The 18,863-nt window shown below is 63.4% G+C and carries 7 protein-coding genes; 3 read left to right on the top strand and 4 right to left on the bottom strand.

Going from position 1 to position 18,863, the window contains the following annotated elements; all coding sequences use genetic code 11:
- Window positions 1-2,214 carry a glycoside hydrolase family 3 N-terminal domain-containing protein gene (locus ACFQJC_RS05655; protein ID WP_390222273.1) on the top strand — a complete coding sequence of 738 codons (2,214 nt, stop codon included), beginning with the start codon at window positions 1-3 and terminating at the stop codon, window positions 2,212-2,214.
- A gap of 55 nt (window positions 2,215-2,269) precedes the next feature.
- Here ACFQJC_RS05655 and ACFQJC_RS05650 read toward each other — a convergent pair whose 3' ends face one another.
- Window positions 2,270-12,709, bottom strand: coding sequence for an Ig-like domain-containing protein (locus ACFQJC_RS05650; RefSeq protein WP_390222272.1), 10,440 nt, complete (start codon window positions 12,707-12,709; stop codon window positions 2,270-2,272).
- 228 nt (window positions 12,710-12,937) lie between these two features.
- Between ACFQJC_RS05650 and ACFQJC_RS05645 the strand changes: the two genes are divergently transcribed.
- Window positions 12,938-13,735, top strand: coding sequence for a helix-turn-helix transcriptional regulator (locus ACFQJC_RS05645; RefSeq protein WP_390222271.1), 798 nt, complete (start codon window positions 12,938-12,940; stop codon window positions 13,733-13,735).
- A 16-nt stretch (window positions 13,736-13,751) separates the two neighbouring features.
- On the opposite strand, the gene ACFQJC_RS05640 is transcribed toward ACFQJC_RS05645, so the two are convergent.
- Window positions 13,752-14,681, bottom strand: coding sequence for a calcium/sodium antiporter (locus tag ACFQJC_RS05640; RefSeq protein ID WP_390222270.1), 930 nt, complete (start codon window positions 14,679-14,681; stop codon window positions 13,752-13,754).
- Window positions 14,682-15,031: 350 nt separating this feature from the next.
- Here ACFQJC_RS05640 and katG point away from each other — a divergent pair, with 350 nt between their 5' ends.
- The gene (gene katG, locus ACFQJC_RS05635; protein WP_390222269.1) at window positions 15,032-17,182 is read left to right on the top strand and encodes a catalase/peroxidase HPI; all 2,151 of its coding nucleotides are present in this window, start codon (window positions 15,032-15,034) and stop codon (window positions 17,180-17,182) included.
- A gap of 318 nt (window positions 17,183-17,500) precedes the next feature.
- On the opposite strand, the gene ACFQJC_RS05630 is transcribed toward katG, so the two are convergent.
- On the bottom strand, window positions 17,501-18,022 hold the full coding sequence (locus ACFQJC_RS05630) for a hypothetical protein (RefSeq protein WP_390222268.1): 522 nt from the start codon (window positions 18,020-18,022) through the stop codon (window positions 17,501-17,503).
- Window positions 18,012-18,626, bottom strand: a complete 615-nt coding sequence (locus ACFQJC_RS05625) for a DUF7437 domain-containing protein (RefSeq protein ID WP_390222267.1) — start codon at window positions 18,624-18,626, stop codon at window positions 18,012-18,014. Before ACFQJC_RS05625 ends, ACFQJC_RS05630 begins: the two co-directional genes overlap by 11 nt.
- Window positions 18,627-18,863 lie beyond the last annotated feature (237 nt).

Below are 18,863 nucleotides of genomic sequence, written 5' to 3'. Positions count from 1 at the left end.
ATGACAACTCACGAAACACAGATGACGCAGATTGACGAGACCGACGACCGCGTCGAGACGCTCCTCGGCGAGATGACGCTCCGCGAGAAGGCCGGTCAACTCGCGGGCACCTACGTCGGCACGATGGAGGAGACTCGAACCCTCGACGACGCCGAATCGATGGTCCGCGACCACGGAATCGGCTTCGTGACGCCCTTTGGGTACGGGGCGTCGCCACACCGCGACGCCGAGGAAGTCGTCGAGATTGCGAACGAACTCCAGCGAATCGCCACCGAGGAGACGCGCCTCGGCATCCCGATTTGCATCCCTATCGACGCCATCCACGGCAACGCCTACGTCGAAGAGACGACGGTGTTTCCCCACAACCTCGGTGTCGCGGCGGCCCGCGACCGCGACCTCGTCGAACGAATCGGTGCCGTCACGGCGACCGAAGTCGCCGCCACCGGGTCGAGTCTCACCTACGGCCCGACGTGCGACGTCGCCCGCGACCCCCGATGGGGCCGCACCTTCGAGACGTTCGGCGAATCGCCGTCCCTCTGTGGGGAACTCGCGTCGGCGAAGGCCCGCGGCATCCGCGGCGCGCCAGTCGATGTCGCGGCCATGGCGAAGCACTTCCCGGCCTACGGCGAACCAGAGCGCGGCGAGGACGCCTCGCCCGTGGACAAGTCGCTCTCGTCGCTCTACCGCGACTTCCTGCCACCGTTCGAGAAGGTCATCGCCGAAGGCATCGAGGGTATCATGCCCAGCTACAACTCCATCAACGGCGAGCCGTCGCACGGGTCGCGCTACTGGCTCTCGCAGGTCCTCCGCGACGAACTCGGTTTCGAGGGCTACGTCGCCTCCGACTGGAACGGCATCGACATGCTCCACCGGGACCACCGCGTCACACGGACCCCGCGAGAGTCCGTCTTCCGGTCGCTCACCGCCGGCGTGGACGTACACTCGCTCGGCGAAACCGACCACGTGGACCACGTCGTCTCGCTGGTCGAGAGCGGCCAACTCAACGAGTCGGTGGTCGATACTGCCGTCCGTCGCGTCCTCGAACTCAAAGCCGACGTGGGCCTGTTCGACGACCCGTACGTCGATGCCGACGAGTCGGCCGCGACGCTCGGCACCGACGAGAACCGCGCCGTCGCTCTCGACGCGGCACGGAAGTCGATGACGCTCCTGAAGAACGAGAGCGACCGTCTCCCGTTCGACCAGGACCTCGACGACGTGCTCGTGACCGGCCCGAACGCCGACGAACTCACGCATCAGGTCGGTGGGTGGAGCCTCAAAGAGAACGACGAACTCGACGGGACGACCGTCCGCGAGGGCATCGAATCGGTCGTCTCGGCCGACACGTCGGTCACCTACGAACGGGGTTCGAAAATCGACGACCCGGACGACCTCGATGCGGCCGTCTCGGCCGCCGAAGACGCCGACGCCGCCGTGGTCGTCCTCGGCGAGAACTGGTATCTCCACGAGTTCGGCCCGCAGGACGTGAACGGCCCGACCGACCGCTTCCCGAACCGCGCCCAACTCACCTTACCGGACGCCCAGCAGGAACTCCTCGAAGCGGTCGTGGAGACCGGCACGCCGACGGCGCTCGTGCTCGTCTCCGGTCGCCCGCTCGCCGTCTCGTGGGCCGCCGAACACGTCGATGCCATCGTGCAGGCCTACTACCCCGGCGCAGACGGCGGGATTGCAGTCGCCGAGACGCTCTTCGGCGAACTCAACCCCAGCGGAAAGCTTCCCATCTCGGTCCCGCGTTCGGAGGGTCACCTTCCCGTCCGGCACAACTACCTGCCCCACCCGCACCCTATCGGCCCCGACGAACACCTCCCGTCGTACGACCCGCTGTGGGCCTTCGGCCACGGACTCTCCTATACGACCTTCGAGTACCAGGACCTCGCCGTCGCAGAGGACGCCGTACTCGAAGGAGAGGAACTCTCCGTCTCGGTCACCCTCGAAAACGCGGGCGAGCGCGCCGGCGACGAAGTCGTCCAACTCTTCGGCGGCCGCGACTACTCCTCTGTCGTGACGCCCGTCGAGGAACTCCTCGACTTCGAACGCGTCTCGCTCGCTCCCGGAGAGGAGACCACCGTCGAGTTCGAGATTCCGTCCGACGCCTTCGACGTGGTTCGGCCGGACGGAACGAGTCGATTCGAACCGGGCACGCTGTCGCTCCGATGCGAATCGCTGGAGGCGTCGATAGAAGCGGTCGTCAACTGAGCGCGCCTCGCTGGTCTACTCGGAAGGGCGGGCCGACGCGCCGCCGAAGCGACGACTACTCGCCGCCGAAGCGTCCACGCCGGCCGAGCAGGCACAGCACGGCGACGAGCGCGGCCAGCGAGACACCGAATCCGAATCCGGGCGTCCCGGTCGAAGTCGTCGTCTCGGTCGTCGATTGTGTCGCCGTCGGCGTCGATTCGGCCGTCGTCGTCTCGGCTGGTTGGTCGGTCGTCGCCTCGCTCGTCTGCTGTTGCGAGCGCGTTCCAACGACGAGCATCGTTGCTGACTCCGCAGTCACCTCGTAGACGAGCACATCGGCGGTCGAATCTATCCGTGCGACGTCGAGTTCCGACCACTCGCCACCGACGAGGCTGTAGACGACCACGTCGGACGATTCAACGCCCCGGTCGGCGAGTGTCGTTCGGGAGACCGAGAATCTGACCGTCGATTCGACCGTGTCCGCGTCGTCGAACGTCACGAACGCGAGCGGCGCGCCCTGTTCGGAACCGAGTTCGGGTGCGTTCGCGGTCGGTCTACCGGACACGCGGATGGTCCGGTCGCCACCGTCGGCGAAGTCGAGGGTGAGCGACTCGATGGAGACGCCGGTCGTTCCGAGCGTTCCGTCTTCGATAGTCGCCGAGAGCGAGTCGCCGTGGGTGACGTTGTCGGTGCGAAGCAGGAACCCGCCGTCACCGAGCGCGGTCACCGAGAGCGACGGACTCGGTTCGGGTGGCTGTTCGATATCGTCCCCGCCGAGCGAGGGCGAGGAGTCGCCGTCCGAGGACGAACTGTCGTTGTCGCCGTCGTCGCCGCCGTCTCCACCCGAGGGCGACCCGCCATCGTCGTCATCGTCGGACGGTGGGTTCGGCGGGCTATCGACGCTGAACGAGAGCGTCTCGGTGTGACTGTTTCCGGCCTCGTCCTCGACGGTCACCTCGAAGGTGTGGCTCGACCCGTCGGCCAGTCCGTCGGCTTCGAACTCGACGTAGTCGCTGGTAATCGTCGTCGCGTCGGCCGTCGTCACGAGCGAGTCGTCGAAGAGGACGGACGTTCGACTCACGTCCACGCCCGTGAACGAATCGTTGTACTCGACTCGCAGGGTCTTCGACGTGGTTCCGTCTGCCAGTTCCGTGCCGTCAGCAGGACTCACCGACTCGATGGTCGGCGCGGCCGTGTCCGTCGCAATCGCGCCGTACGTCGAGAAGTGCGAGACGTTCGCAACCCAGTACCGGCCGGTCGTCCCGTTCAGCGTCTCGTTTTGGACCGTCGTCGGCACTTTCTCCCACTCCTTCGTGCTCTCGTTGAAGTGTTTGATAGTCACGTCGTCCACGTCCGTTCCGGGTTTCAACAGCGACGTATCGACCGGGATGCCGACGATGGCGTAACTGAGGTTCTCGGAGAGTCGCTTTCCGAGCGCCGCGTTGAGGAAGTTCACACCTGCCTGTCCGCGAACGAGCGGAACGGCCGAGGCCCGGCGCTCCGTCATCGTGACGAACGTATTGTTGACCGTCTGGTTCGTCGTGAACCGAACGAACAGCCCCGAGGGCTGCATCTGGACGGTGATGGTGTCGTTGCCGTCCGTACTCGCGGTCGTGAACCGACCCGTCGCGTCGTCGCTTCCGCGGTTGCCAGCGAGGTCGGTCGCGGTCGCAGAGAGGTTGTACTGACCGTCTTCGGGGAGTGCGAACGTCCCGTTCCAGCCGTCGGTCGTCTCGCGGAGCGTCACGGTGACGTTGCTTCCGTCGGGTCGTTCGACATCGACTTCGAGGGAACCGGGACGGACGGTCTCGCTCGTATTGACCGAGACGTTCGCCGCGGAGGCGTTGATTCGGGCGACGGTCATCGGAATCTCCGGGGCGGTCCAGTCGAACACGACGTGGCCCGTCGCCGTCGTCGTCCGCTCGTTCCCGCGGTCGTCTTCGGCCTCGACGACGACGTCGTACCGACCTTCGTCGGCGACGTCGGCGGTGCCGAACGTCACCGTCCAGTTTCCAGACGAACTGTCGTAGCTGGCAGTCTTCTGCTCGTCGTAGGTCGAGAACTGCGAGTCGAGGGTGACGGAGACGCTATCGACGCTCCCGTGCTCGTCGCTGACGTCCACTTCGACATCGACGGTATCGTTCGTGTAGACGACCGACCCGTTCTCGTGATTTCCGTCCAGTGTGACGGCGTCGATAGTCGGGGCGGTGTCGTCGTCACTCTCGCCGAGGAGGGTGACGTTCACCGTCGATTCGTCGGTGTCGTTGGTGTGTATCGTCAGCGTCGCCGTCGAGGTGCCGAGGTCCGTCGGCGCGTACTCGATTTCGACTGTTTGCGTCGCGCCGTAGCCGAGTACCGAGGAGTTGTTCCCGGCAGTTATCTCGAAGTCGCTCGCGTTCGCACCCGAGAGGGAGACGCCGGAGACAGAGAGGTTCTCGTCGCCGATGTTGGCGACGGTTACCGTCCGGGTGTCGTTCGTTCCGACGGCGACGGTTCCGAAGTCGATGTCTTCGGGCGTGACCGCGACTTCGGCGCTCCCCGAGGTGACGGCGTCAACGACGGTGATAGTGACCGTCTCGTAGCCGGAGTACTCGCCGTGCTCGTCTTGGACGTGGTACGAGAAGCTATCGACGCCGGTGAAGCCGGGGTCCGGGGTGTACTCGAATCCGCCGTTCCCGTAGAAGACCGAGAGGTCGCCGTTCGACGGGTTGCCGTGGTGAGGCGCGTCGAACGAATCATTGTCGAGGTCGTAGTCGTTGGCGAGAACGCCCGGTCCGTTCACAGTCAGCGACTCGCCTTGCAGGACGACGTAGTTGTCGGGGACGGCAGTTGGTTCGCGGTTCGGTTCGGGCAGCACCTCGATAGAGACTGTCTCGTAGCCCGAGTACTCGCCGTGTTCGTCTTCGACGTGGTAGACGAAACTGTCGGTACCAGTGAAGCCAGCCTCGGGCGTGTACTTGAAGCCGCCACTGCTGTAGAAGACTGAGAGGTCGCCGTTCGACGGATTGCCGTGGTGAGGCGCGTTGAACGAGTCGTCGTCGAGGTCGTAGTCGTTGGCGAGGACGCCCGACCCGTTCACGGTGAGCGTCTCGCCTTCGAAGACGGAGTACGTATCCGCGACCGCAGTCGGGTCGCGGTTCGGGTCCGGGACGACTTCGATGGTAACCGTCTCGTAGTCGGAGTACTCGCCGTGCTCATCTTCGATGTGGTAGCTGAAGGTGTCCACGCCGGTGAATCCGGGGTCTGGCGTGTACTCGAATCCGCCACTGCCGTAGAACACCGAGAGGTCGCCGTTCGACGGGTTGCTGTGGTGAGGTGCGTCGAACGAGTCGTTATCGAGGTCGTAATCGTTGGCGAGGACGCCCGGTCCGTCGATGGTGAGCGTCTCACCTTCGTACACCGTGTAGGTGTCCGCGACCGCCGTGGGTTCGTCGTTCGGATCGGGGAGGACTTCGACGGTGACCGTGGCGTAGCCGGAGTACTCGCCGTTCTCGTCTTGGACGCGATACGAGAACGTGTCCGCCCCGGTGAAGCCGGGGTTGGGCGTGTAGACGAAGCTACCGTCTTGAACGAACGTCGAGAGCGTCCCATTCGATGGATTGCCGTGGTGGGTCGCATCGAACGAGTCGTTGTTGGGGTCGATATCGTTGGCGAGGACGCCGGGTCCACTCACCGAGAGCGTCTCGTCCTCGTACACTGTGTAGGTATCCGAGAGCGCGACTGGTGCCGTCTCCGCGGTATCGACGACTTCGATGGTGACCGTCTCGTAGCCGGAGTATTCGCCGTGGTCGTCTTCGAGGCGGTAGCTAAAGGTGTCAGTTCCGGTGAAGCCTGGGTCGGGGACGTAGACGAAGCTTCCGTCTTGGACGAACGTCGAGAGGGTTCCGTTCGACGGGTTGCCGTGGTGGGGCGCATCGAAGGAGTCGCCGTCCACGTCGTAGTCGTTGGCGAGAACGCCGGGTCCGCTGACGGTGAGGTTTTCGCCCTTCCGAGTCGAGTACGTGTCTGCGACGGCGGTCGGAGCCGTGTTGTTCGGCGCGACGTGGATGGTGACAGTTTCGAAGCCGGAGTACTCGCCGTGTTCGTCCTGAACTCTGTAGCTGAAGGTGTCGGTGCCAGTGAACCCATTGTCCGGTTCGTAGACGAAGCTTCCGTCTTGGACGAACGTCGAGAGCGTCCCGTGGTCCGGGTTGCCGTGGTGGCTCGCGTCGAACGAGTCGTCGTCAAGGTCGAAATCGTTGGCGAGGACGCCCGGTCCGTTCACCGAGAGCGTCTCGCCTTCGAAGACCGAGTAGGTGTCAGCGACGGCAGTCGGGTCGCGGTTCGGGTCGGGAACGACTTCGATGGTGACCGTCTCGAAGTCGGAGTACTCGCCGTGTTCGTCCTGAAGCCGGTAGGTGAAGGTGTCGGTGCCGGTGAAGCCGGAATCGGGGGCGTAGACGAAACTCCCGTCTTGAGCGAAGGTGGAGAGCGTTCCGTCAGTGGGGTTGCTGTGATGGGTGGCGTCGAACGAGTCGCCGTCAGCGTCGCGGTCGTTTTCGAGGACGCCGGGACCGCTCACCGTGAGCGTCTCGCCCTCGTAGACGGTGAAGTTGTCGGGGACGGCGGTCGGTTCGCGGTTCGGGTCCGGGAGGACTTCGACCGTGACGGTGACGTACGAGGAGTAGTCGCCGTACTCGTCCCGCGTTCGGTAGACGAAATTGTCGGTCCCCGCGAAGCCGTCGTCCGGTTCGTAGACGAAGCTCCCGTCGGAGACGACGGTGAGCGTGCCGTTCTGCGGCTCTCCGTAGTGGGTGAGCGAGAACGAGTCACCGTTGGGGTCGATGTCGTTGGCGAGCAGTCCCGGCGAATCGACCGTGAGATTCTCACCGGAGGCGACTGCGTAGTGGTCCGCCGCTGGAACTGGCCCCCGGTTCGACGGTGGGACGACGCCGGTTCCATCCAGTTCGACCGACACCGTCGGTTCGTCCGAGTCGTTACTCGTGAGATACATCGTCGTCGTGTGGTCACCCGTCGATGGCGGCGTGAACCGAAGCGTCACGTTGTGGTGCTCGCCGGGGGCGACCACCGTCGGGCCACCGCCGTCGGTGATGGTGAACGTCGGCGAGAACACTTCGAACGTCTCTCCGGTAATCGAGAGGTCAACGTCGCCGTCGTTACTGATGGTGACGATGGCCGTTCCGGACGACCCGTGGGAGACGTTTCCGAAGTCGAGGTACCTCGGTTCGACGCTGATGTCCGGTGCGGGTGGGTGTGCGCCCGCTCCCGAGACAGAGACGTTGACGGGGTGGTCGTCCGGGTCGTCGCTCAGCACTTCGAGCGTCGCGCTGACTGAGTCTTCGACCGTCGGGCTGAACGAGACGGTAAAGTCGTGTGACTCCCCGACGGCGAGCGCCGTCGTCTCGTTGCCGGCGGTCACGTCGAACGCCGAACTCCCGGAGACGGTCGCGCCGTCGAAGGTGAGCGCCGCCTCCCCGTCGTTCGTCACCGTCACGTTGTGCGTGGTCGTCTCACCGATATCGACCGTGCCGAAGTCGTGGCTCGTCGGTGCGACCGAGGCGTTCCCGTCGGGTTCGTCCACGGTCGCAGACAGCGGCACGCTGACCGTCGGGTTCGACGTGTCGTTGCTGTAGATTTCGAGCGTCGTGCTCTTCGGCCCCTCATCGACCACGTACACATCGACGTAGAAACTGACTGTCTCCGTATCACCGGGTTGGATGGTGGAGTTGGGTGCCGTCGAGAGTTTGAACTCCGAGGCGTTCTGGCCGGAGAACCCCGTCCCGGTCCAGTTGAGCGGCGCTTGCCCGTCGTTCGAGATGAAGACGGTGCCGTAGTTGTTCTGGCTCTTGTTGACGACGCCGTGATTGTAGCTCGTCGGCGCGACGCTGATTTCGGGCGACGCACCGGTCACCGTCACTTCGAGCGGCGGCAAGTCCTCGATGGTGACGTTGTAGGTTCCCTCGGTCGAGAAGGAGTGCGTGAACGTTACCTGCTCGTCGTCGTTGTAGCCGAGCGTCCCGGTGGCGTTGTCGATGACCGTTCCATCGACTGCGAAGTCGGCCGTGTATCCGCAGGTCGCGTCGGCCTCGTTATCGGCGGTCGCCGAGAGCGCGAACGTCTCGTCGGTGGCGACGGTCGAATCGGAGAGCGTCAGGGCACTGAAGTCCACGTGCGAGGGCGACTCGTTCTTCGTGCCGCCGTCGAGTGCCGTCAGCGAATGCGTGTAATCGGCGTTCTCCAAACCGGTCGTGTAGAGGACGCCACCGGCGAGTGCCGGCGTGAACGACTCGTAGTCGTCCGCACTGTAGCGCCAGACCAACTCACCGGAGTCGGCGTCGTAGGCGTAGATGCTGCTGTCGTCGGCCGGGACGTAGACGACACCGCCAGCGTACGCGGGCGAGTAGTCGATAGCCGTACAGATACTCGTCTGCCAACGGGCGTCACCGGAACTGGTGTTCAGCGCGTGGACCGACCCGTCGCCGACGAAGTACAGCGTGTCGTTTGCGAGGACGGGCGACGACCCAGTGTACCCGCTTACACTCACGGCGGTGCTCCAGATGGTGCTGCCGCCGTCGGTCGCATCGAGCGCATAGACGTTCGTTCCGTCGTCCACGTAGACCACGTCGTCTTTCACGACCGGCGAGTGGAGCCTCAACCCCGCGATGGGTTGGCTCCACAGTTCGTCGCCGGTATCGGCGTCGAGCGCGTAGGTGGCGTCCTCGTCGTTCGTGACGTACACCGTCCCGTTCTCGACGGCGGGTTTCATCTCCATGCCGCTGGACTCGCTCGCGTTCGTGAACGTCCATCGGACCTCGCGGGTTGTGGCGTTCAATGCGTGAACCGTCCCGAAGTACTCCGAGTCGGCGTAGCCAGAGCCGGCGACGTAGACCGTGTCGTTCACGACGGTGATGCCGCCAACGTCGTCGATACCGGTGTACGTCCAGAGGCGTTCGCCCGTCGTCGCGTTCAACTGGTAGACCCTACCGTCGTCGTCGGCCGTGTAGAGGTAGCCGCTGGCGTAGGTCGGCGGGACTTCGATGTCGTTCGACTCGACGGTCGAGTAGCGCCATCGGAGCGTTCCGTCAGCGGCATCGTAGGCGAAAATCGACTCGGGGACGCTGTCGTCGCTCCCGCCGACGAACACCGTCTCGTTGGCGACGGTCGGTCCGCTGGTCCACTCGTAGGAGTGGTTCACCGACCAGTTGACGGCGTTCGACCCGACCTCTGTGGGGGCGTCGGTCTCGGGCGATGCGCCGGTGTTCCCCGCGTCGAAGCTCTCTTTCGGCCACGACCCGGCGGTCGCCGAGACGGTTCGGCGCTCGCCGAGCGAGACGAGGGTGCCGTCCTCGGCGTCACCGACGTTGACCGTGACGCCGCCGGTGTCGATGTACATGTGACGGTTCAACGAATCGCCGTCGTCGCCGCGTCGGAGGACGAACGTCACGTCGCCGCGTTCCCGAACCTCGACGGTCCACGTGAGCGTTTTGCTCTCGCCGGGGTCGAGTTCTCCGTCCCTACTGGAGTAGTTCCAGAAGTAGTGCTGTGAGTTGCCGTCGTCGGGGGCGACGAGGAGGTTCACGTCGTACGCTCTCGCGTACGCGCCAACGTTGGTCACCGTCGCGGTGACGGTGACGTTGTCATCGACGAGGTGGGTGTTCGAATCGACCGAGAGGTCGGTGTACTTGACGATGCCACCCTCGCGGATGACGCGGAAGTCGTTGGGCGTCGTCGAGTCGGCGTAGGTAATCATCGTCCCGTTCGCCACGACCTGTGCCGCACCGTGACCGCGCTCCGTGATGTCGGTATCTCCGTAGTACGCGCCGGTCTCAGCGTCGTAGACGTACGTGCTCTTGCCGTCGAGGTTGGCGGCGTAGAGCACCCCATCGACCGCCAGCACCGACGCCAAGTCCGGAACGGTTCGGTTCCAGACGATGTCTCCAGTGGCGTTCACCCGGTAGAGTTCGTTCGTGTTGGAGTCCAGACTGCCGTCGGTCATCTGGTGGACGTACAGCGCGTCGTCGGTGACGACCGGTTTCGTCAGGTCCCACCCGCCGTCGGACGGTGCGACGTCCGTCGGTCTGAACGTCAGGTGGTCGCCGCCGTCCGAGAGGTTCAGCACGCGCACTTCCTCGATGGAGTCGCCGTCGGACTGGTTCTCGGCGACGACGTAGACGAGTCCGTCGCGGACGACAGGCGGATAGTTCATCTCGAACTCGAAGTCCGTTCGAATCCACGTTTGGCTCCCCGAGGAGTCGATTCCGACGAGTTCGTCTTCGACCTGTCCGGTGTTGTCCACTTCGTCGCTCAGCGATGCGACGACGGTTCCGTTCTCGACTGCGACCCAGTTGAACACCTCCGTACTCCCGTCCTCGGTCACGTCGTAGGACCACTGCGGCGTTCCCGTGTCGGCATCGATGGCGAGCACCGTCGCGTTCTCGTCGCCGGTCTCGTCTAACCGAGCACCCGCGACGTACACGACGCCCTCGTCAACGACCGGGGCTTGGTCCTTGGACGAGGAGTAGTTCATCGTGGTGTTGCGGACCCACTGGACCGAACCATCGGTCGCATCGAGCGCGAACACCGAGGCATCGTACACCGTCGGACCGGACGTGAACTCGTTCGTCGGCGTCGTGTAGAGGTAGACGGTGCCGTTCGAAACCGTGGATGACCCGGCGATTCGCCGGTCTCGTTCGGAGACGTTGAACTCCCACTCGAACGCGCCGGTCGCCTCGTCGTAGGCGCGGACGTGTTCGACGTTCGTGCCGTTCTCCTGGGCGACGTAGACGCTGCCGTTGGCGATGACCGGCTCGACGTATTCGTCGAAGTGCGTGAGGTTCCACACCTCTTGGACGTGTTCCGTTGGCCCCGTCGTGTTCGTATTACTCGACGTTCGGCCAGCGTCGAAGTCACGGTGGGACCAGTCGTCGGACGGCGTCGGGTGCGAAACCGTCACCGTCACCGGGTCGGTGGCGGCGTCCCACTCCAGCGGCCGTTTCACCGAGACGTTCCACGGCCCAGTACTGTTGAACTGCGCAGTGAAGGTGACCGTCGTGTTCTGTCCCGGTGCGAGCGTGCCGTTGGCCTCGTCCACGGCCCACCAGTCGGCGGGCGTCGGCGAGTCGGCCATCAGCGAGAGGTTGTAGTCGCGCGTCTCCTCGCCGACGTTCTCGACGCTCACGTCCACCGTGAACTGCTCGCCGGGGTCGAGGCTCGTCGTCGAGGGGGCGAATCCAGTGAACTGGAACGGAGATTCTTCGAGTGCGTACACGCGACTGACGTCGTAATTGTACGTGCGCGTGTCGTACGCGAGGACGTAGATTCGGTCGTCGGCGAGCGCCGGTTGCGTGGTCTGGCCGTGGAGTTCGTACTCCCAGCGCTCGCTCCCGGTGTCGGCGTCGAGCGCGACCAGATTGCCGCGGTCGTTGGCCACGTAGACGACGCCGTCGGCGACGGTCGGTGCGAGCGCGTCGATGTCGGCGTAGACGAGTCCGTAGTCGAGATTGCCGGGGAGGCGGTAGCGCCACTCGCGCTCGCCGGTCGTCTCGTCGAGCGACCGGATGGTGTTGCCCCCGACGAGGTAGACCGACCCGTTGGCGACCGCGGCACCCTGTGGTCGCGCGTTGCTGTCGTAGGCCCACTCGACGTGGCCGTCGGTGCTGTTCAGTCGGTAGAACGTCGGGTCGTACGTCGTATCGCCCGCGCCGACGAACACCGACCCGTTGGCGGCCGTGGGCGTCATCGTGACGACGCCTTCCATCTCGAACCGCCATCGTTCGCTCCCGTCGCTGGCGTTCAAAGCTTGGAGGGCGTAATCACGCGTCGATAGCTCCCCCGTGAGATATACCGTGTCCCCACTCGCCGAGAGACCGCCCGCGAGGGAGTCGCCGTCGTACTCGCTCGACCACTGATGCGTCCCGCTCTGGAGGTCGAACGCGACGAGTTGCTGGCCGGTGTAGGTCTCCCGAGAGACGTAGAGCGTCCCGTCGAGGACGACCGTCGCCTCGGGAACGTAGTCGGTTTCGTTCCACACTTCGTTCCCGTTCGACGCGTCGTAGACGTAGACGCCGCCGTCGGAACTGCTGTCGCCGGCGACGACGGTGCCGTTCGCCACCGAGAGGACGTCGAACTCGACGCCGGACTCGTTCCAGACCACGTCGCCGGTGTCGTTATCGACCGCTCGGAGCGTGTCGTCGCCCGCGACGAACACGAGTCCGTCCGCGGCGACGGCGGGGACAGTCGAGACGTCGTCGGTGAACTCGAATCTCCACCGGGCGTTCGGCGCGGATTTCGGTCCGGACGCGTTCGGGTTGTAACCGGTTCGTCCGGGGTCACGGCCCGCCGTCGGCCAGTCGCCACCGTCGAGTGAGGGCCACGGTATCGTCCCGTCGGTCGCCGTGAACTCACCGCCCGCTTCCGAATCGAGTTCGGCCGCCGATGTCGCCGATTCGAGACTCGCTCCGACCGGACCGACGACAACAGAGAGAACGAGGAGTATCGAGAGCGTGACCGCGACCACGGCGCGTGTTGTAATACTTCGACAGAAATTCCCGAAAGACTGCATGATGGTCTGACCCACTCAATCAGTCGTTCTATATGCATCTCCCGGACAATTTCCGGGATGTGAACAGGTGTCCGGGGTCCGTAACGCGCCGGGGTGTCCGACGCTCTTCCGGCGATTTCCCACACGAACCGGGCTGGGAACGCCGTACGAACAGTTATCACACCCTGCCCGAATGTCTTTTTTATGGGCGGCGGAACGGAAGAAGGGAACCGACTCTCGATCGAGGCACTCAAGCGGGCCGATGCGCTGGCGGCGCTCACCGACGGACCGATGGAGCGGAGCGAACTCATGTCGTCGCTCGACGTCTCTCGAACGACGATTCATCGCATCGTCCGTGGACTCGAAGGCCACGAGTTACTCGTCGAGGAGGGCGGTGAACTGAAACTCTCGACGCTCGGTCACACCGTCGCCGAAGAAGTCTCGGGCTACCGGCGACGGGTGACGATGGCACGCCGTCTCCGGCCGTTTCTCGAAACGCTTTCCGACCACTCGACGGACTTCGATATCGGTCTGTTTCATAACGCGACGATAACCGAGTCCAAGCCGACGAATCCCTACGGACCGGTCGCACGATTCATGGAACTCCTCCGAGACTCGGAGACGCTCCGCGGGTTCGATACGACGACGATTGCGCCCATCTACGTCGAAGACATCCGCGACGAGATTCTCGGCGGGATGGAGACGGATATCGTCTACCTCTCGGCGGTCGTTCGAGAGATATTCGAGGCGTACCCCGAGGCCGTCACGGAAGCCGTCGAGAGCGGGAAACTCGTCCTCTCGACGCACGACGAACTGCCGTTCGGACTCGCAATCTTCGACGACAGAGTCGGTATCGGCGGCTACGACGACACCGGATTGCTCTCGGTGTTCGTCGATACCGATTCACCCGCGGCCCGCGAGTGGGCCTTCGAGTTGTACGAACGGTACCGAGCGGAGGCAGACCGCAAGACGGTCGATTCGTTCGAGACGGAGCGGGTTTGAACCGCCGTTCGAACGCCTAGAGTACGTCGAGCACCCAGCGACTCAGATTAATCATCACGAGCGTCAGCCCTTCGAGACGGCCGAGAACTCGTTCCGTCCCGAGGAGCACTGCGGCGAGCGCGGAGATGGCGACCAACCAGAGCGTCGTCCCCGTCGCCGTTTCGGCCACCGAAACCGGGGCGATAGTCGTCGTTATCCCGAGAATGAACAGCGCGTTGAAGATGTTGCTCCCGATGAGATTTCCGGCGGCAACGTCTCCCATTCCCTTTCGGGCAGCGGCCGCAGACGCGACGATTTCCGGTGTAGACGTTCCGACGGCGACGATCGTCTCTCCGATGACCCACTCGGAGAGACCGACGGTTCTGGCGATCGAAACCGCCGATTCGACCAAGAACTGTGCGGCACCGACGATTGCCACGAATCCGACGACGAGCAAGACTGGCGTCCACCAGGTCATCTCCGTGTTCGAGGGTGAGTGTGACTGTTCGCCCCGTGACGCAACGAACAGCACGAGGAGATACGCGACGAAGAGACCCAGTAAAATCGCGCCCTCCACGCGCGTCACTCGAAGGTCCCAGACGAAGAGTAACACTACGAGCGAGGACCCGACCATCACGACGCCGTCTCGCCATATCAACAGCGGCGAACTTCGCACGCCCGCGACGACGGCGATACCGCCGAGGATGAGTCCGACGTTGAACAGGTTCGACCCGACGACGTTGGCGATGGCGATGTCGCCGGCACCGACGAGTGCGGCGTCGATACTCACCGCCACTTCGGGTGCCGAGGTTCCGAGGGCGACGACTGTGAGTCCCACGGTGAGGTCCGACAGCCCCACTCGTCGGGCTACTTTCGCCGCGTTCGTGACGAACAGTTCGGAACCGACCCACAGTACGACGATACTGACGAGAAACGTCGCGGTGGCGAGGAGAACGGCGCTTACCAACTGCCTTCCTCCTCGTCGAAGTCGGTGACGACTCTCTGTCTCTCGGTTTCCTTGTCGTGATACAGCACAGACTTGGTACTCCGTTCGAACGCAGAGGTAATCACTGCTTTCGTGAGTCAGTAAGTGACTTTTTCGTGCCTGCCGCGATAGATGTGGGTAGACTTCGCGGCCGAACTCCCCACCACGTTCGTATTTCGGACCCGTGTGGGAACCCACGAGAGACAGCTTCGCTGATAATTATTCCCCAAATCGATAGATTGCTTGGGCTGTCACCAAGAGTTCCTTCCCGAAGTAAAACTTCGTTGGCGAATTAGACAATCTTTACATGCGGAAGATACAATGTGCCGACCATGCAACGCCAGAACCAAGACTGGTGGCCGAATCAGTTAGACCTGAACATCCTCGACCAAAACGCGCGTAGCGTCGATCCGATGGGCGAGGAGTTCGACTACGCTGAGGAGTTCGAATCACTCGACCTCGACGCCGTGAAAGCGGATATCGAGGAGGTCATGACCGATTCGCAGGACTGGTGGCCGGCCGACTACGGTCACTACGGGCCGCTATTCATCCGGATGGCGTGGCACAGCGCCGGCACCTACCGCACCAGTGACGGACGCGGTGGTGCGGCCGGTGGCCAGCAGCGGTTCGCCCCGCTCAACAGTTGGCCGGACAACGCGAACCTCGACAAGGCACGCCGACTGCTCTGGCCCGTCAAGCAGAAGTACGGCAAGAAGCTCTCGTGGGCCGACCTGATGATTCTCACCGGGAACGTCGCCCTCGAATCCATGGGCTTCGATACGTTCGGCTTCGCCGGCGGCCGTGAGGACGCCTTCGAACCCGACGAGTCGGTCTGGTGGGGTCCCGAGAACGAGATGGAAGCCTCCGACCGCTTCGACGAAGACGGGGACCTCGAAAACCCGCTCGGTGCCTCCGTCATGGGTCTCATCTACGTGAACCCGGAAGGACCGGACGGCCAGCCTGACCCGCTCGCATCCGCGAAGAACATCCGCCAGACGTTCGACCGCATGGCCATGAACGACGAGGAGACGCTCGCGCTCATCGCCGGCGGTCACACGTTCGGCAAAGTTCACGGTGCTGACGGCGGCGAGAACCTCGGCCCAGAGCCGGAAGCAGCACCAATCGAGCAGCAAGGTCTCGGCTGGGAGAACGAACACGGCTCCGGCATGGGTCCCGACACCATCACCAGCGGTATCGAAGGTCCCTGGACCTCTTCGCCGATTCAGTGGGACATGGGCTACCTCGACAACCTGTTCGAGTACGAGTGGGAACCCCACAAGGGTCCCGGCGGTGCGTGGCAGTGGAAGCCCAAGGGCGCGGACGAAGACGCCATCGACAAGGCACCCGACGCACACGACGCGTCGAAAGAGCAGACGCCGATGATGCTCACGACGGACATCGCGCTCATCCGCGACCCGGACTACCGCGAAATCGCCGAGCGCTTCCACGAGAACCCCGAGGAACTCGAAGAAGCCTTCATGAAGGCCTGGTACAAGCTGACCCACCGCGACATGGGTCCGCCGTCTCGGTTCCTCGGTCCCGAGGTTCCGGACGAAGAGATGCTGTGGCAAGACCCGCTCCCCGAGCGCGACTACGACCTCATCGACGAGGACGACGTCGCCGAACTCAAAGACGAGATTCTGGCGTCGGACCTCTCGGTCTCCGAACTCGTCTCCACGGCGTGGGCCTCCGCATCGACGTACCGCGACAGCGACAAGCGCGGTGGCGCCAACGGCGCACGCATCCGCCTCGAACCCCAGAACAGCTGGGAAGTCAACGAGCCGGAACAGCTTGCGACGGTGCTGGAGACGCTCGAAGGCATCCAGCAGGAGTTCAACGACTCGCGGGACGACGGGACCGAAGTCTCGCTCGCCGACCTCATCGTACTCGGTGGAGCCGTCGGCGTCGAACAGGCCGCCGCAGACGCCGGCTACGACGTGACGGTGCCGTTCGAACCCGGCCGCGTCGATGCCACCGAGGAACAGACCGACGTCGAGTCGTTCGAGGCGCTCAAGCCGGACGCGGACGGCTTCCGGAACTACGTCGCCGACGACCTCGACACCGACCTCTCGCCCGAGGAGATGCTGGTGGACAAGGCGCACCTGCTTGACCTGACGGCAGCCGAGATGACGGTGCTCGTCGGGGGCATGCGCGCGCTCGACGCTAACTACCAGCAGTCCGACCTCGGCGTCTTCACCGACCAGCCTGAGACGCTGACCAACGACTTCTTCGTGAACCTGCTCAGCATGGACACCGAGTGGGAGCAGTCCGCCGAGTCGGACAACCTGTTCGAAGGCATCGACCGCGAGACGGGCGAAGTCACGCAGAAGGCCACCCGTGTGGACCTCATCTTCGGTTCGCACTCCCGACTTCGCGCCCTCACCGAAGTCTACGGAACCGACGACGGAGAAGAGAAGTTCGTCGAGGACTTCGTCGAGACGTGGCACAAAGTGATGACGCTCGACCGCTTCGACCTCGAATAACGTCGGTCGTAAGCGTTCGCTGACTGTCGCACGGCGATCAAACTATCTCTTTACGTTTCCGCTTTCCTCACGTGAATTCGCGGGGTTGCTGTTCGTTGATTGAAGATGTGGCCACCCGTCTGGTTGAAGTAGACGCTACGCGGTGCTCGCCGGGGTGTTCGTCACAAACACGGACTCGACGGGATTCCCACGAACGCTAATGAGTGGGAAGTAGTTGGGGGAGTGAGCAAAGCGAACGGACCCAACGGGAATGCGCCACGGGGTGTGACAGAACTGTGTTAATCGGTTCGCAGTCTGGCGATTTTGTTCAAACAGTCCTCAGATCACTCGGACGTCGCCACCATCGTCCATGATGTCGCTTCGGCGAAGCACGAGAATCGATTCGTCGTACCCCTGCTGTTCGACCGCACCTTCTATCGCTGCCGCTGCAATCTTGTCGTCGGTGAGAACGACAACTCGTGGATGGCCATTTCGAAGAAACTCGATTGCTAAGCCGGCGAATACGGTGTCGGCTTTCTCGACTTGGTGTTCGTCTTTGCCGGACTTTCTGGCAATCTCTCTGCGAACGTAGTCCATCGCTGCGACTGCATCGGAATTGGTCGGAGATGGTGGATTAATTTTGGTAGCCCACCCTTCTTCGATGGCTGTTTCTACCCGGTCAGCGACGTGCATCGTGCTCAGTTCCTCGACGACACGCTGGGGAACTTGCAAGGTAATCTGATGCCGGGCAGTGAACTTCCGAAGTTTCTGGAACTTCGGATTCTCCGGGCCACCGACGGCGACGAACAGATTCGTGTCTGCGAGCACGAAATCATCCGAGTGGAGGTCGCTATTCCCCATCGAACTCCAGTTCGTCAGGGTCAGAAGAGAGTAGCTGCCCGAAGTACGGGTCGTGCTTCCGACCGGCCTCGAGAACGGGCTGAACGGCATAGATGATGGCCATCCCTTCGACTGGCTGGACGTCCATCTCTTTGGCCGCCATCCGCTGGGTGAGCTTTCCAGCGTAGTACTCTGCTGCTGCTCGGACCGCTCTTACGAGTCGTCCGACGCCGTACCGATTGTGGAAGTATTCGGCGTCGTCGTCGAACTCTGTGAGAGCGACTGCGTGGAGTAGTGTCGGAGTGATTGCGACTTCGCGGCCGTCGACGAACGCGAACGGCTCCGCAGTGAGTTGGTGTGGGCGCGTGCTCTCGTCGCGGTCGACGACGCCGAGTTGTTCGAGTCGTTCGACATCGTCGTAGGCTGTCGCCCGAGCGAGGTCCAGTTCGTCGATGAGGTCTTGGATGGTTGCTGGCCCATAGTAGCAGAGATAGACGTACTCACGGGCGAGGCGCGGGTTCTGTAGCAACGTCGTGGCGGCCAGCAGCCCATCGAAATCGTCGAATGACTGTGGTGCGTCGTCGTCGAGTGGTGGGGCGTCTCCACGGTCAGAGAGGGTGGGCATACGTGAAGTACGAAATCTATGTATTTTAGATTTATGCTGGTGGTGCTCGTCCTCCGGAGTACGAGTCCGTCACGGTGCGTGACGAGATCGGTTGGCGGGAAAATATGTTAATTCGATAGTTAGAGCGCTCGCTCTTTGGTTCTAAAGCGTTCCAGAAGTGTACGGACCCAACGGGCTTTCGTTCAGTGGGCGAACGGGGTCTATATTTCGGGTGGCTGAGGGGCTATACGGCGCATT

It is taken from the genome of Haloferax namakaokahaiae (genome assembly GCF_042663225.1).
GTDB classification, from domain to species: domain Archaea; phylum Halobacteriota; class Halobacteria; order Halobacteriales; family Haloferacaceae; genus Haloferax; species Haloferax namakaokahaiae.
This window is presented reverse-complemented; position numbering and strand designations above follow the sequence as displayed.